General features: G+C 54.3%; 22 protein-coding genes, 1 tRNA gene and 1 other RNA gene. 12 read left to right on the top strand and 12 right to left on the bottom strand.

Annotated features, from left to right (window positions below; translation table 11 throughout):
• Nucleotides 1-51: 51 nt before the first annotated feature.
• The 5 genes from aalo17_RS03335 to aalo17_RS03315 all read left to right on the top strand — a co-directional run bounded on the left by aalo17_RS03335 (nt 52) and on the right by aalo17_RS03315 (nt 4741).
• A complete protein-coding gene (locus aalo17_RS03335; RefSeq protein WP_082743216.1) occupies nt 52-1617 on the top strand; it encodes a sodium:solute symporter family protein in 1566 nt (521 codons plus the stop codon).
• Entirely contained in the window at nt 1614-2087 is a 474-nt protein-coding gene (locus tag aalo17_RS03330; protein ID WP_067555589.1) for a NanQ anomerase/TabA/YiaL family protein, read from the top strand. The genes aalo17_RS03335 and aalo17_RS03330 overlap by 4 nt, the downstream gene beginning before the upstream one ends.
• Before the next feature lie 85 nt (nt 2088-2172).
• A complete protein-coding gene (locus aalo17_RS03325; RefSeq protein WP_067555586.1) occupies nt 2173-3066 on the top strand; it encodes an ROK family protein in 894 nt (297 codons plus the stop codon).
• Nucleotides 3067-3146: 80 nt separating this feature from the next.
• Nucleotides 3147-3983: a MurR/RpiR family transcriptional regulator gene (locus aalo17_RS03320; protein ID WP_067560067.1), complete on the top strand. Its 837-nt coding sequence runs from the start codon at nt 3147-3149 to the stop codon at nt 3981-3983.
• 89 nt (nt 3984-4072) lie between these two features.
• On the top strand, nt 4073-4741 hold the full coding sequence (locus tag aalo17_RS03315; protein WP_067555581.1) for a GDSL-type esterase/lipase family protein: 669 nt from the start codon (nt 4073-4075) through the stop codon (nt 4739-4741).
• 102 nt (nt 4742-4843) lie between these two features.
• Here aalo17_RS03315 and ltrA (aalo17_RS03310) read toward each other — a convergent pair whose 3' ends face one another.
• From ltrA (aalo17_RS03310) to bcp, 4 genes are all read right to left on the bottom strand, one after another.
• On the bottom strand, nt 4844-6193 hold the full coding sequence (gene ltrA, locus aalo17_RS03310; RefSeq protein WP_067555580.1) for a group II intron reverse transcriptase/maturase: 1350 nt from the start codon (nt 6191-6193) through the stop codon (nt 4844-4846).
• A 624-nt stretch (nt 6194-6817) separates the two neighbouring features.
• Entirely contained in the window at nt 6818-7786 is a 969-nt protein-coding gene (locus aalo17_RS03305; protein ID WP_067555577.1) for a ketopantoate reductase family protein, read from the bottom strand.
• On the bottom strand, nt 7783-8265 hold the full coding sequence (locus aalo17_RS03300) for a flavin reductase (RefSeq protein WP_067555574.1): 483 nt from the start codon (nt 8263-8265) through the stop codon (nt 7783-7785). Before aalo17_RS03300 ends, aalo17_RS03305 begins: the two co-directional genes overlap by 4 nt.
• Nucleotides 8262-8774 (bottom strand): thioredoxin-dependent thiol peroxidase, encoded by a 513-nt coding sequence (gene bcp / locus aalo17_RS03295; protein WP_067555571.1) that lies wholly within the window; start codon nt 8772-8774, stop codon nt 8262-8264. The genes aalo17_RS03300 and bcp overlap by 4 nt, the downstream gene beginning before the upstream one ends.
• Before the next feature lie 159 nt (nt 8775-8933).
• On the opposite strand from bcp, the gene aalo17_RS03290 reads away from it, so the two are divergent.
• The 3 genes from aalo17_RS03290 (at nt 8934) to ssrA (ending at nt 11589) form a co-directional block, all read left to right on the top strand.
• Nucleotides 8934-10346, top strand: coding sequence for an amidophosphoribosyltransferase (locus tag aalo17_RS03290; RefSeq protein WP_067555568.1), 1413 nt, complete (start codon nt 8934-8936; stop codon nt 10344-10346).
• A gap of 196 nt (nt 10347-10542) precedes the next feature.
• On the top strand, nt 10543-11004 hold the full coding sequence (smpB, locus tag aalo17_RS03285; protein ID WP_067555566.1) for an SsrA-binding protein SmpB: 462 nt from the start codon (nt 10543-10545) through the stop codon (nt 11002-11004).
• A 222-nt stretch (nt 11005-11226) separates the two neighbouring features.
• Nucleotides 11227-11589, top strand: a transfer-messenger RNA (tmRNA) gene (gene ssrA / locus aalo17_RS03280).
• A gap of 255 nt (nt 11590-11844) precedes the next feature.
• Here the strand turns inward: ssrA and ltrA (aalo17_RS03275) are convergent.
• The 3 genes from ltrA (aalo17_RS03275) to aalo17_RS03265 all read right to left on the bottom strand — a co-directional run bounded on the left by ltrA (aalo17_RS03275) (nt 11845) and on the right by aalo17_RS03265 (nt 15014).
• Entirely contained in the window at nt 11845-13146 is a 1302-nt protein-coding gene (gene ltrA / locus aalo17_RS03275; RefSeq protein ID WP_067555563.1) for a group II intron reverse transcriptase/maturase, read from the bottom strand.
• Between the two features lie 631 nt (nt 13147-13777).
• Entirely contained in the window at nt 13778-14449 is a 672-nt protein-coding gene (locus tag aalo17_RS03270; RefSeq protein WP_067555560.1) for a hypothetical protein, read from the bottom strand.
• A gap of 70 nt (nt 14450-14519) precedes the next feature.
• A complete protein-coding gene (locus aalo17_RS03265) occupies nt 14520-15014 on the bottom strand; it encodes a hypothetical protein (protein WP_067555557.1) in 495 nt (164 codons plus the stop codon).
• Nucleotides 15015-15262: 248 nt separating this feature from the next.
• Between aalo17_RS03265 and serC the strand changes: the two genes are divergently transcribed.
• The 4 genes from serC (at nt 15263) to aalo17_RS03245 (ending at nt 18488) form a co-directional block, all read left to right on the top strand.
• Nucleotides 15263-16339, top strand: a complete 1077-nt coding sequence (serC, locus tag aalo17_RS03260) for a 3-phosphoserine/phosphohydroxythreonine transaminase (RefSeq protein WP_067560065.1) — start codon at nt 15263-15265, stop codon at nt 16337-16339.
• Complete coding sequence (locus aalo17_RS03255; protein ID WP_067555553.1) at nt 16339-17502, top strand: phosphoglycerate dehydrogenase; 1164 nt, start codon at nt 16339-16341, stop codon at nt 17500-17502. Before serC ends, aalo17_RS03255 begins: the two co-directional genes overlap by 1 nt.
• On the top strand, nt 17492-18277 hold the full coding sequence (locus tag aalo17_RS03250; RefSeq protein WP_067555547.1) for a PHP domain-containing protein: 786 nt from the start codon (nt 17492-17494) through the stop codon (nt 18275-18277). The genes aalo17_RS03255 and aalo17_RS03250 overlap by 11 nt, the downstream gene beginning before the upstream one ends.
• 136 nt (nt 18278-18413) lie before the next feature.
• Nucleotides 18414-18488, top strand: a tRNA-Glu gene (locus tag aalo17_RS03245).
• A 271-nt stretch (nt 18489-18759) separates the two neighbouring features.
• Here aalo17_RS03245 and aalo17_RS03240 read toward each other — a convergent pair.
• The 5 genes from aalo17_RS03240 to aalo17_RS03220 form a co-directional block, all read right to left on the bottom strand.
• A complete protein-coding gene (locus aalo17_RS03240; protein ID WP_067555545.1) occupies nt 18760-19158 on the bottom strand; it encodes a hypothetical protein in 399 nt (132 codons plus the stop codon).
• A 67-nt stretch (nt 19159-19225) separates the two neighbouring features.
• On the bottom strand, nt 19226-20137 hold the full coding sequence (locus aalo17_RS03235; protein WP_067560063.1) for a sugar phosphate nucleotidyltransferase: 912 nt from the start codon (nt 20135-20137) through the stop codon (nt 19226-19228).
• Between the two features lie 448 nt (nt 20138-20585).
• Nucleotides 20586-21584: a tyrosine-protein phosphatase gene (locus tag aalo17_RS03230; RefSeq protein ID WP_067555542.1), complete on the bottom strand. Its 999-nt coding sequence runs from the start codon at nt 21582-21584 to the stop codon at nt 20586-20588.
• A 106-nt stretch (nt 21585-21690) separates the two neighbouring features.
• A complete protein-coding gene (locus aalo17_RS03225; RefSeq protein ID WP_067555539.1) occupies nt 21691-22659 on the bottom strand; it encodes a dipeptidase in 969 nt (322 codons plus the stop codon).
• Between the two features lie 114 nt (nt 22660-22773).
• Complete coding sequence (locus aalo17_RS03220) at nt 22774-25110, bottom strand: glycosyltransferase family 2 protein (RefSeq protein ID WP_158507695.1); 2337 nt, start codon at nt 25108-25110, stop codon at nt 22774-22776.
• Between the last annotated feature and the right edge of the window lie 147 nt (nt 25111-25257).

The raw sequence follows: 25257 nt of genomic DNA, 5'->3' as shown, positions 1-25257 counted from the left end.
CTGAGTCTGAAACAGCACCACAGAAAATAATGAGTATAAGGAGAAACCAACATGCAAGGCTTTACTGTCATTGACCTCATCATCCTGGTTGTCTACCTGGGCGCCGTTCTCGTAGCCGGCCTGTTCTTTGCCAAAAAAGACATGAAGGGCAAGGAATACTTCAAAGGCGACGGAACCATTCCCTGGTGGGTAACATCCGTGTCCATCTTCGCGACACTGCTGTCCCCGATTTCCTTCCTGTCCCTGGCGGGCAACTCCTATGCCGGCACCTGGCTGATGTGGTTTGCACAGCTCGGCATGCTGATCGCCATTCCTCTGGCCATCCGCTTCTTCCTGCCGGTTTATGCAAAGCTGGACATCGACACTGCCTATCACTACCTGGAACTGCGTTTTGGCTCCAAGGCACTGCGTGTTCTCGGCGCCCTGATGTTCATCGTGTACCAGGTGGGCCGTATGTCCATCATCATGTATCTGCCCTGCATGGTGCTGGCATCTCTCACCAACATCAACGTCAACATCCTGATCCTGATCATGGGTGTCATCGCCATCATCTACTCCTATTCAGGCGGCCTGAAATCCGTGCTCTGGACGGACTTCATCCAGGGATCTGTCCTGATTGTCGGCATTGTCTTCGCCCTGATCTACCTCATGAGCAGCATCGACGGCGGTATTGGCGCAGTCTTCAACTCCTTCTGGACCGAGCACAAGTTCCTGATGCCCGACCAGCCGATTTTCGACGCCAACATCCTGCGTGACTCTGTCTTCCTGATGATCTTCGGTGCAGGCCTGAACACCCTGGGCTCCTATGTATCCAGCCAGGATATCGTACAGCGCTTCACCACTACCACAGACACAAAGCAGCTCAACAAGATGATGCGCGGCAACGGCATCCTCTCCATTGGCCTGGCGACTGTGTTCTACCTGATTGGAACCGGCCTGTATGTGTTCTATCAGCAGAACCCCCTGCCTCCTGCAGCGGCACAGGACCAAATCTTCGCTTCCTATATCGCCTTTGAACTCCCTGTGGGCATCACCGGCCTGCTGCTGGCTGCCATCTACGCGGCTGCGCAGTCCACTCTGTCCACCGGCCTGAACTCCGTTGCTTCCTCATGGGCTCTTGATATTCAGTCCCGGCTGTCGAAAAAGGAACTCAGCTTCGAGAAGCAGACCAGGATCGGTCAGTACGTCTCCCTGTTCGTCGGCATCTTCTCGATTGTCGTGGCCATAGTCCTGGCCCAGGGCGGCGTGACATCTGCCTATGAATGGTTCAACGGCTTCATGGGTCTCGTTCTTGGCATCCTGGTGGGCATCTTCATTCTGGGTGTCTTCTTCCGCAAGGCCAACACCTGCGGTGCCTTCGCGGGATTCATCGCCTCCACGGTGGTCATGGTTGCCATCAAGTACGGCGGCGCCGATGTATCCATCTGGTCCTACTCCCTGATTTCCATTGCTGTCTGCCTGGCTGTGGGGCTGCCCGCAAGCTGGATTTACGACAAGGTGACGGGTCATGTCAGTGATGCGCCTGCCTTCACGGTATACGGTGATTTCCGGAAAAAGAAGACAGCAGACAATGTGCAGTCCATCTCCCGTCCGGCTGCCGGAGGCAACGCAGCATGATCTGGGGAACGCTGAAGAATCACGGCGGCGATTCCCTGCAGGCTGCTTTCGCACCGGTCAGTGCCGATGTCCGGGAAGCACTGGAGTGGGCGTCGTCCCATGACCTGGCTTCCCTGCCCTGCGGGCAGCACCCGATCGACGGGGACCGCCTGTTTGTGAATATCGTGGAATACGAGACGAAGAAACCGGAAGACCGGTTCTGGGAAGCACACAAAGACTATCTGGATGTGCATGTGAACATCTCCGGGAAGGAACAGATCGACCTGAACTTTCTGGGCAACCTGGCTTGCGGCGTCTATCAGCCGGAGGGTGATTTCCAGCCGGCGGATGGCGAAAAGAACGCCTCGGTTGTCATGGAAACCGGTGACTTCCTGGTCTGCTATCCCGAAGATGCTCACCGCACGGCTGTGGCTGTCGACGGGAAACCGGAGACGGTGAAAAAGGCCATCTTCAAGGTCCGGATCCGCTGATCCCCGGCGCCTTTCAGATTCATGCTGAAAGGCGCCGTTTTTGGAAATACAATGGCGACAGAGACTTCAGAAGGAGGAAACAGTCATGAACAACATCATCTGCATAGACATCGGAGGCACCGCCATCAAATACGGTGTCATCAACACGGAAGGCGACGTGCAGTGCACCAGGGAAACGCCCACAGAGGCAAAGAAGGGTGCCGCTGCCCTGACGGAAAAACTGCGGCACATCACCCGGGAGCTGCTGGCAGAGTGCCCGGATGCTCGCGGGATCGCGATTTCCACCGCCGGGGTGGTAAACTCGGATGAAGCGTCCATCCTGCATGCCACGGATGCCATCCCCGGCTGGAAGGGGACCAGCCTGCGAAACGAACTGGCGGAGTTCAGCCTGCCGGTGGAAGCGGAAAACGATGTAAACTGCGCCGGTCTGGCGGAATACATCAGCGGCAATGCCCAGGGCGCAAAATCGGCCCTGGTGATGACCATAGGAACCGGCATCGGCGGGTGCTATATCGAGGAAGGCCGGCTACTGAACGGACACACCTACTCAGCCTGCGAAGTGGGCTACCTGCCGGTGGATGGCACAGCCTTCCAGGATCTGGCAGCCACCAGTGTGCTGTCTGCAACTGTGGCAGCGGTCAAAGGCGGCACCCCGGAGGAATGGACCGGGCGCCGGATCTTCGAAGCTGCCGCAGCGGGAGACACTGAATGCCGCCAGGCGATCGATACCATGTGCGAGATCCTCGGCAAGGGGATTGCGGCGCTGTGCTTTGTCCTGAATCCCGAGGTCGTGGTACTCGGCGGCGGCATCATGGCACAGGAAGGCGTGCTGCGGTCCCCCATTGAAACAGCCTTCGCCCGACACTCCATCCCGCTGGTGGCCGATGCGACCCGAATCGAATTTGCCAGCCACCAGAATGCCGCAGGCATGAAAGGGGCACTGGTGAATTTTCTGAACAGACATCCGGAACTGGCATGATCGCGGAGTGCCCCTGGCTGTCTGACCATGGTGCGGCCTGTGCTCTCTCGGGTACAATGCTGGGTACAGGGGTGATCTCCATGCAATACAAAGAAAAATCCGCCATCCCGCTGATCGAAGCGGCTTATCCGGGCATGACCCAGACAGAGAAGACCATCGCAAAGTGGTTTCTGGATGAAAACGAGCCGGAAGACTCTGCTCTCAAGGTCATGGCCAGAAAACTGGCTGTCTCGGAAGCCACGCTTGTGCGGTTCGCAAAGAAATGCGGCTTCAAGGGCTACCGGGAATTCATCTATCAGTACGAACGCAGTCTCTCTGCATCGAAACCCGATCCCCGGATCAATGAATCGACCCTGCAGGTGCTGGATGCCTACCAGGATCTGCTGACCAAAAGCTACAGCCTGATCGACGAGGAGCAGATCTGTCGTGTGGCGCAGATGATTTCTGACGCCGGCCATGTGTTTGTCAGCGGCCTTGGATCCTCGGGCATTGCAGCAAGGGAAATGGCCAGCCGTTTCATGCGGGTGGGTGTCGGCATCGAATGCTGCACGGATGTGGACACCATGCGCATGCTTTCGGTGTTCCGGTCTGCCGACGATCTTGTGATCGGTCTGTCACTGTCCGGAGCCCGCAAGGAATTCCGGGAATATCTGGGAGTCGCAAAAGAACGCGGGGCCCGGACGCTGCTGGTCACGTCCACCAGCCAGGAATCCCTGGCACACATAGCAGACGAGGTCATTCTCGTGCCTTCCCTGCTTCACATGAACCACGGGCACTTCATCTCCCCGCAGTTTCCGCTGCTGGTGATGATCGACATCCTGTATGCGGCATTCATGCGGCAGAACCGGGACTTCAAGAATAACCTGCACCGGCAGACACTGGATGCGCTGCACAAAAATCATCGGGATGGTTCATGACTGTCCGAAGTGATAAACCCCCTCGGGTTCCCGCTGCACCCGCTTCTGGCGGCTGACGGTGCGTATTGGAAAGGAAACACTGCAATCTGATGACAAAACGAATACTTTGCTTCGGAGACTCCAACACCTGGGGGTTCTCCCCGGCTGACGGACAGCGGATGGATCACCGCTGGACGCGGCTGCTCAACACCGCCGGCACTCTGGATGCAGAGATCCTGGAAGAGGGCCTCAACAGCCGGAACGCGGTCTGCCGGGATCATCACATGCCTGAAAAATGCGGCTATGATGCCTGGAAGATGATGCTGCTGTCCCACAAGCCGCTGGATGCGGTGGTCCTGATGCTGGGCACCAACGACCTGAAATCCACCTACCACTGCTCTGCGCGCTACATTGCCAACGGGCTTCGGGAATATGTCCGGGAGTGGATGAACCCCACGCTGTATGAAGGAACGAAACAGCCGCAGCTGCTGGTCGTCTCCCCCATTCTCCTGGGTGACAATCTGGCGGACCTGGAAGGCGAAGGCGGCGGCTTCAACCGGTATTCCATGGAGCAGTCCAGACTTCTGTGGGAAGAGCTGCAGGCTGCCCTTGCCCCGTATCCGGTCACTTTGCTGAATGCAGCAGACTTCGCCGAAGCATCTTCGCTGGACGGCCTGCATATGGATGAGGAAAACCACGCAAGACTGGCTGCTGCCATTGGCAGTACATTGCAGGAGATGCTGGCAGATTCCCCGGAAAATCCGGACCACGACGCCTGATATCCGTCCTCGCGGATCCCTCCGGTTCAGGGGCAGTCAGGCAGCAGAATCCGATCAGCAGCCGTTACGGCACAGACAATCGAGTGGTGTCATCTGACCCTCTCACACCACCCAGCATGCCGTTCGGCACTGGGCGGTTCGTACAAATGTTTTCATGAACCTTTCTGCCACCGTATCGAAGTATTCCTCCATGGATAGAAGGCCTTTCTTCTTCAGGTGTATATTTCTGATATACTTGTTCAGGAATGTAGTTGCGCACCTGACATATCCCTGCCGAGCACACGCATATGAGTGAGCCTTGTCTCTGGGACATCCCAGCCTGACAAGGCTCTCTTCTTTTTTCCTGATGCTTTTCCACTGCTTCCAGATGATGGCCCTGATTCTTCTCCGGAGCTTGCTGTCCAGTTTGCGCACCGTTTCTTTATACAGCCATGCACACCTGAAATAATTGCTCCATCCCCTGATGACCTGATTGATTTTTTCAATCCTCTCCTCAAGAGATACGCTCCAGTTCCGTTTTGTCAGCTTCATCATCTTCTGCTCGAACTCATGAATGGACTTCTCATGCGGTATCGCCTTCCATTCCCTTTTGTTCCTTTTGAAGCCAAACCCCAGATATTTCACTTCATCCGGTCTGGCCACTTTCGATTTTGAAGCATTCACTTCCAGCTTCAGCTTCTTTTCAAGATAGTTGCTGAATGACTTCATCACTCTGTTGGTGGCGGCTTCCGATTTCACATAGATGAGCATATCGTCTGCGTATCTCGTGAATCTCAGCCCTCTGCTTTCCAGTTCCTTGTCTGCCTGGTCCAGATAGATGTTGGCCAGTACCGGCGAAAGCGGCCCTCCCTGCGGGATGCCTCTTTCTGTCCTGACAAGCCTTCCGTCTATCATGACTCCCGCTCTGACGAACTTCCTTGTCAGCGACGTGACGTCCCTGTTATGGAACAGGTTGTCTATCAGGCGGATCAGTCTGTTCTGGTCTACCGTATCGAAGAATTTCCTCAGGTCGATGTTGACGATCCAGTCATATCCGTCGTTCATGAACTCGAGGCCTTTCAGTATCGCCTGTTCACATCTCCTGTTCTTCCTGAACCCGTATGAGCTGTTGCTCATCTCGAAGTCCTTCCTGTAATCCAGATAGCTCGCCAGACAGGCCTGCACGACTCTGTCTCTGGCTGCCGGGACATTCAGTCCCCGCATGCTCCCATCCGGTTTCGGGATATCGGTCCTTTTGGCTGGCAGTGGTTTATAGCTGCGGTCCAGTATCTGTTTCCGCAACTGTTCCCAGTACTCTCCGGGGCACACAGGGAGTTCTCTGGCTTTGACCCCATCTACTCCCGCCGCTCCGTTGTTTCGTCGTACCTGTCTGCACGCATTGGTCAGGTTCTCCATGGAGAAGATTTCCTGAGTGCTCAGGTCTTCCGGCTGTATCAGTCTGGTCTGGTTCATGGCTGCTCCTTTCTTTCACGTGTTCCTGCACTGCCCTTCCTTACTCATCTTCAGGGGCTCTCTGGGTTTGTCCTTTGTCGGTTTGTTGTGCAGGACGCATTCCTGATATTTGCAGTAAATTGTACGTTCGACCCTTCACTCCATCCCCATTACAGGGACTTCTTCGCTACTATGGCCTCGGCTGACTTCCTGCCATTCGTTATTACTGCGGGAAGGGGGTCATCATGGTTTGATGATTCCTCTCGCTGGCAGGACCTCCCCGGGTAAGGTCATACATCTTTCATTCCATATACCTGCCGCATTTACCCCAGACAGTCATCCGCAACTATTACGACTTTGCGCTGTTTCGCACGCTCGTCTCCGTCTGTGGCCTTATATGCGGTTCGTGTTCCTCAGGCCGGAACTTTGTCGCCGGGCTTCTTTCAGAACTCCTGTTGCCAGTGAGCCCCTTGCCTTGAGCTAATGGTTAGCGGTTGCGATGATACGCTCCCATAGTGGACTTTCACCACCTGGATGTATGCCATGCCGGGCACACGAAAAACAGGCAGCAGTCCGATGCCATTCGGGCTGCTGCCTTTGCTTTTCCTGTATAGTGGCCTGGATCCTGACTGCATCAGGATGCAGTCAGGGCCGGGACGGCTGTTCCATGCCTGCTTCCAGCGCCAGGATCTGGTCCTGGAGCCGGGACAGTTCCGGCACCGGGATCCCCAGAATCCCGGCCATCGGCACCACCGTTCCGGAGAACAGACACAGTTCCGTGTGTCTGCCTGCCCGGATATCCTGGGCCATGCTTGGCATGGAGGCACCATCCAGTGCTTCGCACACCGTCAGCCACCGGTCAATATCCTCTGTCCCAAGGTGGATGCCCCTGGCCAGTGCCACCTGCCGGACTTCTTCCATCACCCGCACAAACAGCTCCCGGTGCTCCCCGACCGCACCTGCATAGCCGCAGCCATACACCGCACAGATCTGGTTTACGCCGCAGTTGAGCATCAGCTTGTTCCACTGCTCCCGGACAATGTCCTCACAGATGCGGCAGGGCATGCCGATGGAATCGAAAAAGGCTTTCACCTGCCGGACGGCTGTTTCCTGGCCCGGTCCATCTGACCCGGTCAGGATTTCGCCGATGTGGGAATAGTGGCATTCTCCATGGAGATACACCGTATCCATCCCCTGCACGATCGTACGCAGAATGGTGTTTCCGGGATATCGTTCGCGGGCGATCTCCTCACTGGTGATGCCGTTGAGGCATGACAGGATGATGGTGTGATCGTCCACAAAAGGGGCGATTTCCTCCAGGGCACCCTCGAGTCCCGAGGCCTTGGTCATGATGAGAACAAGATCCAGCGCCGGACCCGCATGGCTGTCCCCGGCAGATTCATTCCCGGTGGTGCCAGGCTGCAGATACCGGAATGTCTGCGGGATGCCGTTGACCGGAACAGGGTCCTGTCGATATCGCCAGATCCGTTCTTCGTCGGCAATGTACCAGGGTTCCACACCACCAGAACGCATCTGCATGCCATACAGCAGGCCAATGGCACCACGGCCGGCAATGCCCACTGTCTGGATGGGTGAGTCCGTCTTCGCCGTCACTGTGCCTCCACTTCCATAACTTCCCCGACAAACATGCGGTGAAAATCAAAATCGGCATAAAAACGGGCCTTGATTTCCTGCGGGATGTCGCCGGGATCCATGCCCTGGCTGTACAGCTTCCGGCAGACAAGCGTCATTGTGGCTTCCTCAAACCCCATGGCCTGGCCCTGTTCCCCTGCAGCCACCGGATGAAGCCGGGTCATCGCAATCTTGTCCTGGTCCCGGCCCGAGACACTGCCCAGGATGCCCAGGTCCTTTTTGAAAGATTCATCGAAAAAGGAAATGGTGAACCAGTCGGAGTCCTCCATGAACGGAAGTGTATACCGGGATTCCCGAACATACACGGTGGCAGCGGGTTTGTTCCAGAGCGTCCCGAGCATACCCCAGCTGATGGTCATGGTGTTGAAGTGGTCCGCTGTTCCGGCTGTCAGCAATGCCCAGTGTTTGTCAAACAGCGTGAAAGGATCCACCCGGATCATGCGTTGTCTCCATCGGATCCTGCTGCGCCCGGGACTCCGGGCGTGTCCTGCAGGGCATCCAGGGCCTTGAGCATGGTTTCGGGATCCAGTTTCGGCTTCACTTTTTCACCGGATTTCAGGATCACGCCCTCGGGGCTGATCAGAAAACTCGAACGGACTGTCCCGAAGTACTTTTTCCCGTACATGGATTTTTCCTTCCATACATCATACAGTTCGTTCACCTTGTGGTCGGGGTCCGAGAGCAGGATCAGATCCAGTCCCTGTTTGTCGATAAACCGGCGGTGGCTCGCCGGGGAGTCCTTCGAAATGCCGATCACCACGGCATCCTTTGCGTCAAAGCCAGGCTTCAGCTCTGTATAGCCCTGTGCCTGGGTGGTGCATCCCGAAGTGTTGTCTTTGGGATAAAAATAGAGAATGACGGGGCGGCCCCGGAAACTGCTCAGTGTGACCGGCTGTCCCTCCTGGTCCTCCAGTGTGAAATCCGGTGCGATGGTTCCTGCCTCAAGCATGATTTGTTCCTCCTTGGCGGTGATGCCTGCCCGCAGTGGGGACAGGTCACTCTATCCTGAAGTATACAGAATTTACCGAATTTTTTTGGAACATCGGCCGGAATACGATACACTGAGCGCGTAATGAAGGTTTAAGAACTGCTGACAGGGAGGATTAGTATGAGCGGATTTTTTGGTGTGGCTTCCACACAAAGCTGCGTTCTGGATCTCTTTTTCGGAACCGATTATCATTCACACCTTGGCACACGTCGTGCGGGCATGGCCGTATACGGGAAGGAACATGGCTTCGAGCGGGCGATTCACAACATTGAAAACACGCCCTTCCGGACGAAATTTGACAGAGACCTCTCCAAGTTCCGGGGTAATCTGGGCATCGGATGCATTTCCGACTTTGAGGCTCAGCCGCTGCTGATGCATTCTCATCTGGGAAGCTTTGCGATCACGACCGTTGGCCGGATCAACAACCTGGAGGAGCTGAAGGACCTGTGTTTCCAGGCCGGCATGACGCATTTCCTGGAAATGAGTTCCGGCGGGATCAATCCCACGGAGCTGGTGGCAGCCCTCATAAGCCTGAAGGATTCCTTTCTGGAAGGACTGCAGTTTGTGCAGGAAAAGGTCAAAGGTTCGCTGTCTGTGCTGCTTCTGACGCCGGAGGGCCTGTGGGCCAGCCGTGACCGGCTCGGCCGGACACCTGTGATCGTCGGACACAAGGAGTCGGGGTATTGCGTGACGTTTGAAAGCAGCGCGTTCCTGAACCTCGGGTATGAACATGTCATGGACCTGGGCCCGGGGGAAATCGTGTTTGTGACTCCGGAGCGTCTGAATGTGATGCAGCAGCCGCAGAAGGATATGCGCATCTGTTCTTTTCTCTGGGTGTACTACGGGTATCCCACGAGCACCTATGAAGGCGTCAATGTAGAGGTCATGAGAAACCGCTGCGGTCAGATCCTCGCCCGCCGCGATGCGACTGTGGATGTGGACAGCGTGGCTGGCGTTCCGGACTCCGGCACAGCCCATGCGGTGGGATATGCCAACGAGAAGCAGATCCCGTTTTCCAGGCCGTTCATCAAGTACACGCCTACCTGGCCAAGGTCGTTCATGCCCACCGACCAGAGCCAGCGGTCGATGATCGCGAAAATGAAGCTGATCCCGGTCAAGGACCTGATCAGGGACCAGCGGCTCCTGCTCATTGACGATTCCATCGTCCGGGGAACACAGCTGGGGGAAACCACAGAATTCCTGTATCACTCCGGTGCCCGGGAAGTCCATGTGCGGCCTGCCTGCCCGCCGATCATGTACGGATGCAAGTACCTGAACTTTTCCCGGTCCACATCCGACTACGATCTCATCACGCGGCGGGTGATCCGCGACCTGGAAGGCGGCGAGCCGGATGAAGCCACGCTGAAGCGGTATGCGGATCCGGATACACCGGAGTACGCCGCGATGTGCGAGGAAATCCGCCGGCGGTCTGATTTCACGACGTTGCGGTACCACCGGCTGGATGACATGATCGAGTCCATCGGCCTGCCCCGGGAGTCTCTGTGCACCTATTGCTGGAACGGTGAGGAGTAACGGACTGACTCTCAGTCTCCATTCCTGTATATGCCGATGAGAGGCAGGGCGCAGACAGTTGTCTGCTGCTTCCTGCCTTTTTGATTTGCGGCCGCAGCCGGCATTCTGCACTTTTGCACATCTGCAGCAGAGGTGCTGTACGGTTTTGGCAGGGTGCCGGTTTTGTTCAGATACCGGTTTTGTTAAGATAATGGAGATGAGCAAAGAAAAAACCATTGCGGTCAACCGCAAAGCAAGACACGAATATGACCTCTTTGACCGGTATGAGTGCGGCCTGGTGCTTCAGGGAACGGAAATCAAGTCCATCCGCCAGGGCAAGGTGAACTTGAAGGACAGCTATGTATCCATCCGCCAAGGGCAGGCTGTGATCAAGGGGATGCATATTTCCCCCTATGCCTTTGGAAACCGGTTCAATCACGATGAGACACGGGACCGCAGTCTGCTGCTGCACAAGCGGGAGATCCTGAAGCTGGATCAGGCGACACGGATCAAGGGATATACGCTGGTTCCTGTGCGTCTGTATCTGTCAAAGGGGCTGGCAAAGCTGGAAGTGGCGCTGGCAAAGGGCCGGGACCTGCATGACAAGCGGGAAAACGCCAAGGCCAGGGATGCGAAGCGTGAAATCGAGAAAGCCATGAAGAGCCGGATCCGGAACTGACCTGGCTTTTTCTGCGGCCTGTTCCCTGTCCTTGTTGATTGCATACAGGCTGTCTTTGCAGAGCAGAGAGTCTTCCTGTGGATTCAGGGTCCAGACCGGCTGGCAATGCCTGGACAGTGCGGGAATGTCGGGATGTGTCCGGGCTGTCGGGGACTGTCGGCCAGGTTTTACTGAGCATTCCATGGACAACAGGATGTTTATTGTGCTAAAATATTTGTCCATGGGGGTGTTCAGGCATTCGATGTACAGATGTCTGGATCCTGCTGCAGCCGGGTGGTTCCGTAAAGACCAAACCTAAAGCGAAACGCTAGAAACAACAACTACGGCCAGATGGCCTTTGCTGCTTAATTTAAGAGTACTTATCTCTTGCAGCCCCTTTGACAGCCTGTCATCAGCTGTCATTGCGTGAGAAACCTGAATGACTAAGTCCGCTGTCCGGCAGGCAGCGGTACCGACAATTTCGCCAGACCTTCCTTCTGTGGTTGTCCATGCCGTAAGAGGAAGTGTACAAAGATGGACTAAGCTGTAGAGGCAGGATCGTGGGACGCTGTGCAGACAGGAGTTCGATTCTCCTCACCTCCACCAGGAGAATACATCTCGAAACCAGTTCGAGTTATCTTAAAGAATGGTCACATTTGGGCCATCGTCACTGTGGACCCCGGAGAAATCCGGGATCTTTTTGTATCCGGTTCTGTCAGCGTCCTCACTGTGTATCCGTCTCTTCACCGCCATGACCCTCGCCACAAACATAGAGTAGGGAGAGACAGGTTAGTTCTGCCCCTCCCTCTCACACCACCGTACGTACGGATCCGTATACGGCGGTTCATGTCTACATGACACTTATGCACAAGAGTAGTATTTCCAGGGATCGACCAGTCCAGGCCGATCCTTTCTTTTCAACGAGAGAATGTGCGGGTTCAGGATCATATTCACCACTTCGTTGTTTCCCAGTCTGTACCAGCCGCAGTGCGTCATGCTCTGCGCAAAGACATATGACTTGGGAAATGGGTGGCTGATCCGTCCATTGAGCTTCCACAGGTTGGTGAAAATCGTTCCCCTGTGCTTCCACTGCTTCAGGATCACTACCCTCACCCGGTGCCTCATCCATGGGCCAAATGTTTCCTTCAGCCACATACTCATCGCACCGATTCGGTAGTAGTTGATCCATCCCCGTACGATCTGGTTGATCCTCGTGAATGTGACCGCCAGCGGTATGGCCGCCGCTTTTCTGCGGACAGTCACGCTCCTGATCTTCTCCTTCAGGCGTTTCTTGCTGTCATCATGCGGCCTGCACTTCCATCCATCGCTGCCTTTCCAGAATGTGAACCCAGGGAACTTTCCTTTGGTTGGTCTCACTACTCTGGTTTTCTCAGCGCTGGCTGTCAGGAACAGCTTCCGCTTCAGCCAGCTGATCACACTGGCCATCACACGGTGTGCCGCCTTTTCGCTCTTCGTGAAGATGATGCAGTCATCCGCATACCTCACGAATCGCAGTCCTCTCTTTTCAAGCTCCTTGTCGAACTTGTCCAGATAGATATTGGCCAGAAGCGGGGACAGCGGGCCACCCTGAGGCGTTCCTTCCTCTGTTTTCTGCTTCACGCCATTCTCCATCACTCCTGCTTTCAGGAATTTCCGAATGAGTCCCAGTACTTCGGATTCATTCATCTGTTCCCGGATGATGGAGATCAGCTTGTCCTGATTCACCCGGTCAAAGAACTTCTCTATGTCCAGATCCACGATCCAGTCATATCCTTCGTTCAGGTAGACCATGGCTTGCAGGACCGCCTGCTGGGCACTCCTGTCCGGTCGGAATCCATAGCTGTATTCGCTGAATACTGGCTCATAGACTTGCGACAACTGCTGACTCACTGCCTGCTGGATCACCCTGTCAACGACTGTGGGGATGCCCAGGGGCCTTTTCTTCCCGTTTGGTTTGGGGATATAGACCCTTCTTGCAGGCTGGGGCTTATAGGTCCCTTTCAGCAGACCATTACTGATCTCCTCCTTGTGAGCCTCCATGTATCCGGACAGTTCTTCCGCCCCCATCCCATCGACTCCGGCACTGCCTTTGTTGGCTTTCACCTTCCTGCAGGCTGTTTCCAGATTGGCGGGATGTGCGATCCTCTCGATCATTCTCGGCATACTTGCAGTTTCCTTTCTATCCTTTTCAGACCGGACACCTGTTCCCTGATTCCTTTTGCGACCGCCGCTTCCGGGTTACGTTCCCTTCTGCTTTGGACAGGATCTTTCTGGAATGGTGTCCTGTTGTCATATAGCCGAAACTCTATAGACATGTTCGGTCCTTCGCTCCTTCTTCCATTACAGAAGCTATCCACACTACTACGACCTTGGCTGACTCCCTGTGACAAACCGTTTTCGACCATTCTGCTCTGCCTTTGAACCTCACCTCTTGGCTGATTCACGAAGTACAGATGGGGAATGTCCACAGGGCCTCCCGGGGTAAGGTGCACTTCTTTCGTTCCATGACCTCCTGATTTACTGCTTTGGCTACGTCTGCCTGTTGGGTTAAGACACATCGGCGCCCTCTCCCGCCGCCACAGCCTTATATCCGATTTCTGTTCGTAGGTTCGGAACTTTGATACACGCTTCTTTCACGAACCCCCTTACAGTCATAGGTCCGCTTGCGTTTCTCTACTCTTACCGGCAGATAAGTTGAGGCTGGACTCTCACCAGCTAGAAGTGCACCATGCCCGGCACACCGAAAAAGCGGAGCACCATCAGGCACTCCGCAATTGTAAGATTCGGGATCTGTTTACTTTTTGTCAAAGGCGTCCTTGACTTTGTCACCCAGTTCGTCAACCTTGGCTTTTGTTTTGTCAGCCAGGTTGTCGATATCGGCCTGGGCCTTCTTCAGATCGGCTTCTGCCTTTGCCTGCAGGGCTTTGGCATCCACTTCAGCCTTGTCGCCGGCCTTTGCCAGACCTGACCGCACATCTTCGTTGAATTTGTCCAGAGCGGCTTTGGCATCCGCCATCTCCTTTTCTGCTTTTGCCTTTGCAGCTTCCGCGTCAGCCATGGCCTTTTCCTTCGCGGCATCGGTCTTCACTTCCAGACGCTCTTCGGCCTTTTTCAGCTCGGCATCAGCCTTTGCAAGTTCTTCTTCCGCTTTTTTCTGAGCTTCCTTGGCGTCTGCAACAGCCTTGTCTTCCACCTTCAGGGTGCCGGCTTTGATCTGTGCTTCCACCTGGGCACATTTTTCCTTCGCAGCTGCCAGATCGGCTTCTGCCTTTGCCCTGGCTGCCTTTGCTTCTTCCATGTGCTTTGCGCGTTCAGCGGTTTCTTTCGCAGCCAGTTTCTTCTTCTCGTCTTCGAAGGAATCCTTGATGTGATCCCCTGCGTCTTCAAATACGTCTTTTACCTTGTCAAAGCCTTCAGCGACATCCTTCTTGAATGCGTCCCATCCTTTTTCGAAATCGTTTGCCATAGTGTTTGCCTTCTTTCTGTTCTGTGTAATTGTAAATCTTCTGTTGTCAATCTTCTGAGCCTGTAGGCTGTTATTCCGGTTTCACCGGTCCGAAGACGCGGATGATCCGTTCCGGTTCACCATCAGGTCCCTGCATGAGTTCAGGCAGCACCAGATCTATGGTGCAGCTGTTCAGGGCCTCCTGCGTGAACTGCATCAGCGGGGTTCCCCTGGAAACCGGCTGTCCTTCCGTCACCAGCACCTGAATCTGATCCTGCAGGTTGTCCGGCAGGGCGACAATGACACCTTCCGAATTGGCCAGCGTGAGGCCTGTGTGACCGGGGGTTCGTGCAATGGTCGCCACCGTGGATGCACAAGGGCTGCACAGTGTGCTGCCTTTCAGCATGCCTTCCACGATTCCGGCCGCTTCCGCTTCCTCAGCTTTCATGACCGGAGTGGCGTCCACACGTCCATCCAGGGCCTGTGCCCCTTCTTTCAGGTCAGCTGCGCTGTCTTTCACGGCATTCTTGATGTCATCCCATCCATCTTCAATGTGTTTTTCCAGATTCTTAAAAAAGTCTGCCATCTGTTGCCTCCAGAGCTTTCGCCTGTATCCATCGTACGTTTTTGCCCCGCTGAAAGCCATTGACGTGCCCGGATTGGCAAAAACGCTCACTCTGTGAGCGCTTTGGAATGGAATGTGACTTTTGTCATTCTCTGATGGACAGATGTTTTTTGCAACTCTTCTGCTTGTGCTTGAATTCACAACTTGTAAGCGTATAATAAGAGTCCTATGAAAGGAAAGGTGGAATTTTTCACCGAGGTATGAAAACAATGTCAAAAGTTTACAATTTTTCAGCCGGACCTGCCTGCCTGCCTGAATGGGTGCTGAAACGGGCCGCGGAAGAAATGCTTGATGCCAACGGAAGCGGCATGAGTGTGATGGAGATGTCCCACCGGTCCTCTGACTTCGAAAATATCCTGAACGGCGCAAAGGACAGACTGCGCCGGCTTATGAATATCCCGGAAGACTACGAAATCCTGTTTCTGCAGGGCGGAGGCAGCCTTCAGTTCGACATGATTCCGATGAACTTCCTGAAAAATGGCGCAGATGTGATCAATACAGGTCAGTGGACCAAGAAAGCCATCAAGGAACACGAAAAGTTCGGTAAAACACACATCGCAGCATCCAGCGCTGAAGACAACTTCACCTACATCCCCAAAATCACGAACGAGGATCTGGACCCTGATACCGATTATGTATATATCTGTGAAAACAACACGATTTATGGAACCAAGTACAAGGAGCTCCCTCCGCATGACGGCAAGCGCCTGATTGCGGACCTGTCTTCCTGCATTCTTTCCGAACCCGTGGATGTGACAAAATACGACATGATTTTTGCCGGTGCCCAGAAAAACATCGGCCCTGCAGGCGTAACACTGGTCATCATCAAAAAGGATATGATTGAAGACCGTCCCGACCTGCCGACCATGCTGTCCTACAAAACACATGCAGATGCCAACTCCCTGTACAACACACCTCCCTGCTACGGCATTTATATGTGCGGACTGATGTTCGAGTACCTGGAAGACGTGATTGGCGGCCTGGAAAACATGCAGAAAATCAATGAACGCAAGGCGAAAAAGCTGTATGACTACATTGACAGCTCGAAGCTGTACTCCAACCCTGTTGCCGTGGAAGACCGGTCACTGATGAACGTGCCCTTTGTGACCGGCAACAAGGAGCTGGATGCGAAGTTTGTCAAGGAAGCAAAAGAAGCCGGGCTGGTCAACGTGAAGGGTCACCGCACAGTTGGCGGCATGCGCGCTTCCATTTACAACTCCATGCCGGAGGAAGGCGTGGATGCACTGATTGATTTCATGAAGAAGTTTGAAGAGGAGAATGCCTGATGTATACCATTAAGCTTTACAACAACATTGCGCAGAAAGGCCTGGATCAGTTCACCGAGGCGTTCGAGGTCGGAGAACATCTGGGGGATGAAGATGCCATTGTGGTCCGCAGTGCAAACCTGCATGATCTGGAGTATGGCAAAAACCTGAAAGCCATTGCCCGTGCAGGCGCCGGTGTCAACAACATCGATCTGCCGGCGTGCAGTGAGCGGGGTATCGTGGTGTTCAACACACCGGGCGCCAATGCCAATGCAGTCAAGGAACTGGTGTTCGCCGGTCTTCTGCTTGCCAGCCGCGATATCTATCACGGCATTGAATGGTGCAAGACGCAGACAGACAACCCAAATCTTGGCAAGGATGTGGAAAAGCAGAAAAAGAAATATGCCGGCAATGAGCTGACGGGCAAGACACTGGGTGTCATCGGCCTGGGTGCCATCGGCATTGAGGTGGCCAACCTGGCCATGCGGTTTGGCATGAATGTCAAAGGGTATGATCCCTATATATCGGTGGACAATGCCTGGAAGATGTCCAAGTGGATCGAACATGCAAAGGACCTGAAGGAGCTCTACAAGGACGCGGACTTCGTGACCCTTCACCTGCCCCTGATGGATTCCACAAAAAACACCATTGACAGGGAAGCCATCAGCCAGATGAAGGATGGCGTAAAAATCCTGAACTTCGCGCGCGGTGGACTTGTTAATGACGATGACCTCCTGGAAGCGCTTGATTCCGGCAAGGTTGCGCTGTATGTCACGGATTTCCCCAGTGCCAAACTGGCTGCACATGACAAAGTGATCCCGATCCCCCATCTGGGTGCCAGCACGGAGGAATCCGAGGAGAACTGTGCAGTCAAGGCCGCGCAGGAAGTCATGGACTATCTGCAGTATGGAAACATCACCAACTCGGTGAACATGCCCAATGTCAGTGCTTCCATGTCCACACCCTACCGTGTGGCGGTATTCCATGTAAACAAACCGAAGATGATTTCCCGCATCACCGATGCATTTGCACAGGAAGATGCCAACATCGAAAACCTGATCAACAAGTCCAGAGATCAGATCGCGTATACGATGCTGGACCTGGATGCACAGCCCAGTACCGATGCCCTGGACAAAATCCGCGGTCTGGACGGCGTGATCCGTGTGGAAGTGTATGAGGCCTGATACCGACGGTCACGTCCATCTGGAAAACGGTCCACTGAGTGTGGACTATGTCTGGGAATTTGTCAATGCGGCAGCGGACAAAGGTCTGAAGCATCTCCAGATCCTGGACCATACGCACCGTTTCTATGAATTCGCTCCGATGTACAGGGATGTCATTGAGGCAGATCCGCGTCAGAAAGCCTGGTTTGAAAAGAAACAGGTCAATTCCATTCAGGACTACATCGATCTGATTGAAGCCTGCAGACAGGAAGAGTTTCCAATTGACGTGACATTCGGGCTGGAGGTCTGCTGGGCGGATTTTCGGAAGGATTTTCTCAAGGACCGGCTGTCTGTCTACCCGTGGGATTTTCTGGTGGGAAGCGTCCATTCCGTGCAGGGACGACTGTATGATATGGATGGCTGGAGCCGCGAAATCCTCTGGGATGTGGAACCATCGGAATGGATTTACCGGCAATACTATGACCAGCTGGCATCGGCCATCACGAGTGGGCTTTTTACCCAGATCGGGCATCCGGATGTGGTCAAAATGTATCAGTATGATCCGGGGTATGACCTGCAGGAAGAATATGACCGCATCAGCTGCCTTGCGAACGAATACAGTGTAATGCTGGAGGAGAACACAGGCGCCAGCTATCGATATGGCCATCCGGACGCGGGACTGGCCCCTGCTTTCAGGGAAACCGCCAGGCGTGCCGGAGCCAAGACCATTACAGCCAGTGACGCCCACTGGCCCGGTCACGTGGGAATGAACTTTGACAGGCTGGAGGACCGCTAACTGAGTCAGGATTTCGCAGTCCCTTCTCACCTCCCTGCCGAAACAATTACGCGAAATCATGAATCACTTGAATGAGGATTCGCTGCAGAAGAGGTTGACGCCTCTTCTTTTTTCATGCTATGATAATCAGGCAAATGGCGCGTTCGGCAAGCGGTTAAGCCACAGCCCTCTCAAGGCTGTATCACGGGTTCGAGTCCCGTACGCGCTACCATGGTCAACAAAGCCCCTGTTTCAGGGGTTTTTCTTAAATCTTGTAGCAAATCGTGTAGCATTTTCGTAAAAGCGCCTCAAAGGGGCGCTTTTTACTGTTTTGGCTTGTGAAGGCACTTTCCGAGAGCTTCGCATGTACGGACACGATCGTCCAGAGTACACGGCTCACAGAACGGAAAAAGGCTGAAGCCCTGGTCTCATCTCGAGAATCCAGTGGCCTCAGCCTTCGTTCCTGTACAGCAAGTCGCGCACGATCCGGCAGGACCGTATCCTCACTCCACTTCCCTGTATGCACCATACACCAGCAGTCCTGCGCAGATCACACCGGCCACCATCCGCAGCCAGTAGAACTGCCCGTTCTGTGTATAGAAGGCAAAAGCTTCCAGCAGGAACAGAAGCAGGAGTGTGCCACCAACATACATCAGTGTCCGTGCCTTTTTCGGCTTTCCTGCCCAGCGGATGGCCGAGACACCAGCCAGGATTTCAAGGCATCCCATCACCACGGAAATGGCCATCATGTCCAGGTTTCCGGCCAGTGTCTGCACCCACAGGGCATCTGCAGGCACATTTTTCAGCATCAGAAACAGGACATCCAGGAAAATCGTGGCGAACCCCCAGACCAGAAAAATCCATCCGGTGGCTTTCAGAAGTGTTTTATCAGATTTCTGCATTGTATCAACCTCTTGCCACCAGTGTACCGTTGCCCTGCAGGAGGTTCAAACCATCAGCCCTGCTGAATTATTGATGCTTAATATCCGAATAGAGATCCTGGCTGTATACCCCCTGGTCATACAGCGTTCTGAAATCCTTCAGAACCTGTGGCAGGTCTTCCTTGTAAGTGATCCCAAACCACCGGTCGTGACTTTCCAGGACCCGTACCTTTACTTTGTCTTCATGAATCAGATCGTTGGTGAAAATCGGAAGCAGGAATTCATCCGTCATCGGGTCTTTCATGTGATCCAGGAAATCCGCAAATCCTTTCTCCAGCAATGCAGTATAAGCTGGCTGGAATCCCCACATATTCATGGACACATGTGCATCCAGCGGCAGGATCTGCCCGCCGGCTGCCACTGCGTGATCCCCCTCCTGGCGAATGTCTTTTGTTTCCGCAATATCCGTGACAAACCCTTCGGGATCCACCTTGATGATGCCCCGGGTCACACCACCGTTGGCAGACAGTGTGTTCTTCAGGATAAACCCGGCCACTGCCTGATCATCATGGTTATGAACCAGAAACTCATGCACTGTGCTGAAGGCATCGACTCCGTAGTAGTCATCCGCATTGATGACCATATACGGCAGATCCAGCCAGGCTTTGGCCGCCAGTACGGCCTGTCCTGTCCCCCAGGGTTTCGTTCGCCCTGCCGGAACAGAACCGGGGATATCATCCAGTGCCTGATAGGCATAACAGATTTCAGCGCCCACCTGACCTGCAAGTTTCTCCATCCGACTGCCAATGGCTTCCCGGAAGTCCTTCTCAATATCCTTTCGAATCACAAAGATGATCCGGTTGAATCCGGCTTTCAGCGCATCATGGACCGAATAATCAATGATGATTTCCCCGGATGGACCAACCGGTGTGATCTGCTTGATCCCGCCTTCGTACCGGCTGCCGAGTCCGGCGGCCATGATCACCAGTGCTGTATTCATATCAGTTACCTCCAAATTCAGTGCGGTCTGCTGCCACGATGACAGGATCCGCTGTAAACCGGTCTGAAACCATCCCGGTTCTTTCATCATATCGCATCTGTTTCAGTCCGTCACTGCAGCTCAGGCCACAGGCGGCTCCTGTCGTGTCCGGTCAGAACCGCGTGACAGGATCCAGACATAGAAAAAAGGGGAATCCCCCTTTTTCCCTGCGGATCTGCGCCGGATAGTTCAGATCCTGTGCAGTGAGTAAGACGGATGCGTCCGGTCATACCTGAAAACAGTATTATCAAAAGTATCGCACCAATAGCTCCCATGTCCACTTCATCGGCAATGTTTCCCAGTATCCGACGACCAGGGCGTCCCTGGAGTCCTGCTCTGGACTCATTATACCTGTGACTGTACCTTGATTGTATTTAGATACTCATATCAATTAAGCCAACTGTCACACTCAACAGGTGTACATGCGTTTCAGCTGTGCCTGCTTCTCCTGATCGAGACCCAGCTGATTCTCCAGGTAGGCAGCAAATCCGCCAAATTCTGTATCTATAATATCCCACGCAGCCTGAAGGAACTCCGGACGGGCTTCAAACAAGAAGCTGAAGTCCCTGGCAGTCTTCTGTGACAGATGCAGTTTCTTCGTCAGCCAGGCTTCGGTCTGGTCTTCCTGCATATGAAGACAGGGATTGGTCTGAAGGTAATCCTGTTCCACCACCTGTGCATCACAGCCCAGGATCCGCTCCAGAATCGCCGCTGCAACACCTGTCCGGTCTTTGCCCTGTGTGCAGTGCCACAAAACAGAACCGCTGCGCTTTGCCAGGAGAATCTGGAAAAATTTCTTCAGTCCGCGGATTCCTTCCGGTGCACCTACAATTTTCCTGTAAAGCCGGACCATCATTTCCGGTCCCTGATTCCGCATTTCCTCCAGCCCTGACTCCGTCAGAGTCCGCAGCCCGATTTCCTCGTACTCCCAGGTATCAAGCAGCGGTACATGAACCCACTGTACCCCTGGAATGGCAGGATCGGGTTTTGCAGCGATCTCCAGATCCGTCCGGAGGTCAATGATTGTTTTCAGCCCCATGGTTCCTGTCAGATATTCCACATCATGCGGTGTGGCATCATGAAGAGCCCCGGAACGGATCAGCTCATGATGTCCAATCACCGCGCTGCTTCCCGCTGAAAGACCTCCAAGCCCCCGTGTATTTGGCAGTTTGTTCAAAGGAAGTCTCTCGCCCTGAAAAGCACCGAACCAGATCGGCGATCCGGAAGCCTTCAGTTCCTTTTTCAATACGGCTGTCTGCCTGGAATCCAGGGCAAACGTTGCCAGCTGCCTTTCCGTGTTTATGATCCGCACAAGGCCTGGCCTGGTTTCCTCAAAAAACCAGAGAATATCATCCGGCTCATATACATGCCGGATTCCATTGATGTCTGTCAATGCAATGCTCTCCACACCTGCATCTCCCTTCGGTTTTTGCTCTGAATACTGCCGGACAGGATACCCTGCACTGTCATGCGGCTATCCGGATCCCGGTGGACTGGAGCAGATTGTCCTGTCTTCAGTATACGTCCTGCAGGGGCTCTGAGCGGTCTGTGAGAATCTCCCGGAATACCCGTTCCGCATTTTCGTGGGAAAACTTTTCCACCTGGTCTTTGGTGAAGCCTGCTTTCAGCATCCGGTCTGTCAGCCTGTGGAGTCCGGCAGCATCCTTCAGTTCCAGGCGGGAGGTGATGCCGTCAAAGTCCGATCCCAGCGCAATCACATCTTCGCCTCCCACTTCCATGATATGGCGGATATGACGAATCATTTCTTCCACCTCGGAATAGTCTTCACCGTCTTCCTTAAGAAACCGGGCATAGAAGTTCAGACCAATCACCCCGCCGTGATCCGCCACAGCCCGGATCATGTCATCTGTCAGGTTCCGGCTGACATTGCACAGACTGCGGGCATTGGAGTGACTCGCTATGAATGGCCTGGAAGCAATGCGGCATACATCCCAAAAGGCGTTGTCGTTGAGATGGGACACATCCACCACGATCCCCAGCTCCTCCATACGCCGGATGTACGCTTTTCCAAACTCAGTCAGTCCCTGAGGTCCGGCAATCCGGTTGGGGTGGTTCCAGGTCAGGGTGATCATCCTGACTCCCAGTTCATACCAGGTATCCAGAAACCCCAGATCTCCGAAAACTACATCTCCTTCTTCCAGTGTCAGCAGACCGCCGATCAGATTTTTCTGACGAAGCGTGATGAAATCCTGCCAGGTGAGCACTGGCACGATCCGGCTGCGATTGGCCTGCAGAAACGTGCGATAGGTTCCATACAGTTCGAAGGCTCTCTTTTCCGGCTCCGGATAAGAAGCCAGATCTGTAAACAGGGCAAAGCACTGCAGTATGACCCCGCCGCACTCCAGTTTTTCCAGGGTAATGTGGTGGTCTGCATCCGGATGATCCCGGGTCTCTGAAATCGTGTCACAGTGCAGGTCCACAAAGCGCAGATCTGCTGTGGTATGGCGGTTGCCATTGGTCATAGACAGCTCCTTTTACTATCAGTATAGCCCAGAGACAAAGCCAGGCGCCGATCCGGGCAGAAGACAAAGGCGGAAACCGGTGGTCGGCAGGATCCGGAACCTTGCATGCGCTGTTCACCGGTCCTGAAACCGCTGCTTCAGGATCTGCAGAAGGGCAGGAGACAGGAACAGCTGCCGCTGCCGGGATTCATAAGCCAGGTCCCGGTCATACAACAGGGAGAGAAACTGATTCAGATCCGGGAATTCCCGGATCACAAACCGGGTCACCGTGAGGCCTTTCTGCATCTGGCTGCCTGTGCAGACTGCAGTTACAACCGTCATGCCGGTATCGGTTTCCAGCCGGATTTGACACGGTGTGCTGTCGCAGGGAAAGGCGGAAGCACCGTGGAACACCACATCCATTTCCTGTTCACTGAGTCCCACGACCACCCCCTTGAGAACCTCCCCATCTTCTGGAAGAGAAAGCTCACAGGAGATGACGGATTTTCGCAGTCCCACCTTTGTTTCATTCTTTCGGCCAAGCACAAACAGCAGGCAGATACACAGAAGAATGAAATTGTACCCAAGCCAGAACAGTGTCACCACCCCACCTGAACTGCCGCCGTGGAAAAGATCCAGCAGGGCAGCAAGCAGTCCGGCTGCATCCAGCAGTGTCAGGACCAGAAACGGAAGCATGTACCGCCAGGAGAAGTGGGTTCCTCTTTCCTTGTCCTTGTCAGTGACTTTGAAGGTTTTCAGGGAAATACCCAGAATCTCCAGGAGCACAGGGCCGGCGAGGAACGGGCACAGCACGGTTTCGTAAATGTTTGTCCATGGGCTGCTGCGTCTGGAACCGGTCATGGCGAATTCAAACACATACTGCATAATCAGATAGGGAACCCAGAAACAGAGCATTGGACCGATGGCACTGTCCACAAACGGAATCCGGAAAAATGCCGCAAGGATCGGAACCACCAGATACACCATCCGGATGCAGCTGCGGATCCAGAAAAAGATCGCGGTTCCATAACTGATTTTCTGTCCTGCCGAGAACCGGTTCGTAAAGAAAATATTGATCTGGTACAGGACATTGATCACTCCCCTGGCCCAGCGGATCCGCTGCTGGATCAGAGAGGGAAAATCTTCGGGGGACAGACCAAACGCCAGGGGTTCCGGCAAAGCCAGAGAAACATACCCGTTTCCTTCGATCAGCAGACCTGTGGCAAAGTCTTCCGTGATGGCTTTCGTGAAGAATCCCCCCACAGCTTCCAGTGCCGCCCGGCTGATCACTGTGTTGCTCCCGGCGTAAATCACGCTGTTGGATGCGGTTTTGGCCGGCTGGATCTCCCGGAAAAAATAATCCTGTTCGTTGCCTGTCAGGTTCTCCTTGTACAGATGATGCTGAAACAGATCTTCGTTGTAAAACGCCTGAGGGGTCTGTACAAACCCCAGGGGGATCTGCTCTTCTTCAGGAAGACCGGCATTGCGCCTTTGTGCATGCATGAAATATGGAATGGTTTTCTTCAGAAAATCCCGCCGGGGAATCATATCGGCGTCAAAGGTCACAACCAGCGGAGAGGCGGTATGCTTCAGGGCATTGTTCAGATTGCCGGCTTTGGCGCCTGCCCGCGAGGTTCTGGTCAGGTATCCCACCTGAAGATCCTGGGCAAGCTTTCGGATTTCCGGGCGGTTGCCGTCATCACACAGGTAAATATGGACCCGGGAAGGATCGGGATACTCCATGTTCAGGCAGCCATGAAGGGTTTTGTAGAGCAGTGTCCGGCTTTCATTGTAAGTCGCCACAAACACATCCACCTCAGGCCAGATCTCGCCTTCCCCGGTTTCCGGCAGGGGGTAGGCGGCCCTTCGGCTGACAATCTGATTGTTCAGAATGGAATCCGCAATGTCCATCGTCTCGCATACAAGAAGCAGCACGGCGAAGACAACAGCCGGTATCCCCTTCCCGGCCGGGACTGTGAACAGAATCCGCCAGAACAGATACAGCAGTGAAACATAGACTGAAAGGATTATCACACCCCGCCGCACGCTGTGTCCCGGAACCGGTTTCTGGATATTGGCATAGGTTGGATAAGCCGGCCTGTTCCGGGAAAGATACTGACGGATCATTCGGCTGACCACAAACTGAACACAGAACAGGACAATGCACAGCCCCATGGGCACAGAGAGCTGCCGCAGCGCCCAGCAGCAGACAGCGCACAGGACCAGGGTTTCCGCAACGGAACCCCACCGGTTTTCCGGCCGGCTTCTGCGGCGGCTGCCTGAATCGTTCAGGATCCGGAGGATCCCGTAAATCACAGTTCCCAGCACAAAGGAAAGACTGAAGAGCAGAACATACTGCACCAGAGGCGATACAGACGATCCCAAGAAATGCGTGAGCCGAAGCAGCGGCATGGTACCGGCTGCCGCCAGCAGCATGGTCAGAATCCCCGGTCTTTTTTCAAGTCCGGACAAGCCAAGCAGAACCGCGCTTGCAGCAGTCAGAAAATACAGAAAAGCAAACACACCAGCTACCCGGGGTTCCGGTATTGATGCTGGCGGCGGAAACAATACAGCAAAATCCATTTTTTACCTCTCCAAACAGGAATCGTTCCTGTCTGC

Origin of the sequence: Faecalibaculum rodentium (assembly GCF_001564455.1) — a bacterium.
Taxonomy (GTDB): domain Bacteria; phylum Bacillota_I; class Bacilli_A; order Erysipelotrichales; family Erysipelotrichaceae; genus Faecalibaculum; species Faecalibaculum rodentium.
This window is presented reverse-complemented; position numbering and strand designations above follow the sequence as displayed.

Bases quoted from the DNA above. Each gene is read 5' to 3' on its own strand.
- aalo17_RS03335 (WP_082743216.1), top strand. From the start codon at position 52: ATGCAAGGCTTTACTGTCATTGACCTCATCATCCTGGTTGTCTACCTG.
- aalo17_RS03330 (WP_067555589.1), top strand. From the start codon at position 1,614: ATGATCTGGGGAACGCTGAAGAATCACGGCGGCGATTCCCTGCAGGCT.
- aalo17_RS03325 (WP_067555586.1), top strand. From the start codon at position 2,173: ATGAACAACATCATCTGCATAGACATCGGAGGCACCGCCATCAAATAC.
- aalo17_RS03320 (WP_067560067.1), top strand. From the start codon at position 3,147: ATGCAATACAAAGAAAAATCCGCCATCCCGCTGATCGAAGCGGCTTAT.
- aalo17_RS03315 (WP_067555581.1), top strand. From the start codon at position 4,073: ATGACAAAACGAATACTTTGCTTCGGAGACTCCAACACCTGGGGGTTC.
- ltrA (WP_067555580.1), bottom strand. From the start codon at position 6,193: ATGAACCAGACCAGACTGATACAGCCGGAAGACCTGAGCACTCAGGAA.
- aalo17_RS03300 (WP_067555574.1), bottom strand. From the start codon at position 8,265: ATGATCCGGGTGGATCCTTTCACGCTGTTTGACAAACACTGGGCATTG.
- bcp (WP_067555571.1), bottom strand. From the start codon at position 8,774: ATGCTTGAGGCAGGAACCATCGCACCGGATTTCACACTGGAGGACCAG.
- aalo17_RS03290 (WP_067555568.1), top strand. From the start codon at position 8,934: ATGAGCGGATTTTTTGGTGTGGCTTCCACACAAAGCTGCGTTCTGGAT.
- smpB (WP_067555566.1), top strand. From the start codon at position 10,543: ATGAGCAAAGAAAAAACCATTGCGGTCAACCGCAAAGCAAGACACGAA.
- ltrA (WP_067555563.1), bottom strand. From the start codon at position 13,146: ATGCCGAGAATGATCGAGAGGATCGCACATCCCGCCAATCTGGAAACA.
- aalo17_RS03270 (WP_067555560.1), bottom strand. From the start codon at position 14,449: ATGGCAAACGATTTCGAAAAAGGATGGGACGCATTCAAGAAGGATGTC.
- aalo17_RS03265 (WP_067555557.1), bottom strand. From the start codon at position 15,014: ATGGCAGACTTTTTTAAGAATCTGGAAAAACACATTGAAGATGGATGG.
- serC (WP_067560065.1), top strand. From the start codon at position 15,263: ATGTCAAAAGTTTACAATTTTTCAGCCGGACCTGCCTGCCTGCCTGAA.
- aalo17_RS03255 (WP_067555553.1), top strand. From the start codon at position 16,339: ATGTATACCATTAAGCTTTACAACAACATTGCGCAGAAAGGCCTGGAT.
- aalo17_RS03250 (WP_067555547.1), top strand. From the start codon at position 17,492: ATGAGGCCTGATACCGACGGTCACGTCCATCTGGAAAACGGTCCACTG.
- aalo17_RS03240 (WP_067555545.1), bottom strand. From the start codon at position 19,158: ATGCAGAAATCTGATAAAACACTTCTGAAAGCCACCGGATGGATTTTT.
- aalo17_RS03235 (WP_067560063.1), bottom strand. From the start codon at position 20,137: ATGAATACAGCACTGGTGATCATGGCCGCCGGACTCGGCAGCCGGTAC.
- aalo17_RS03225 (WP_067555539.1), bottom strand. From the start codon at position 22,659: ATGACCAATGGCAACCGCCATACCACAGCAGATCTGCGCTTTGTGGAC.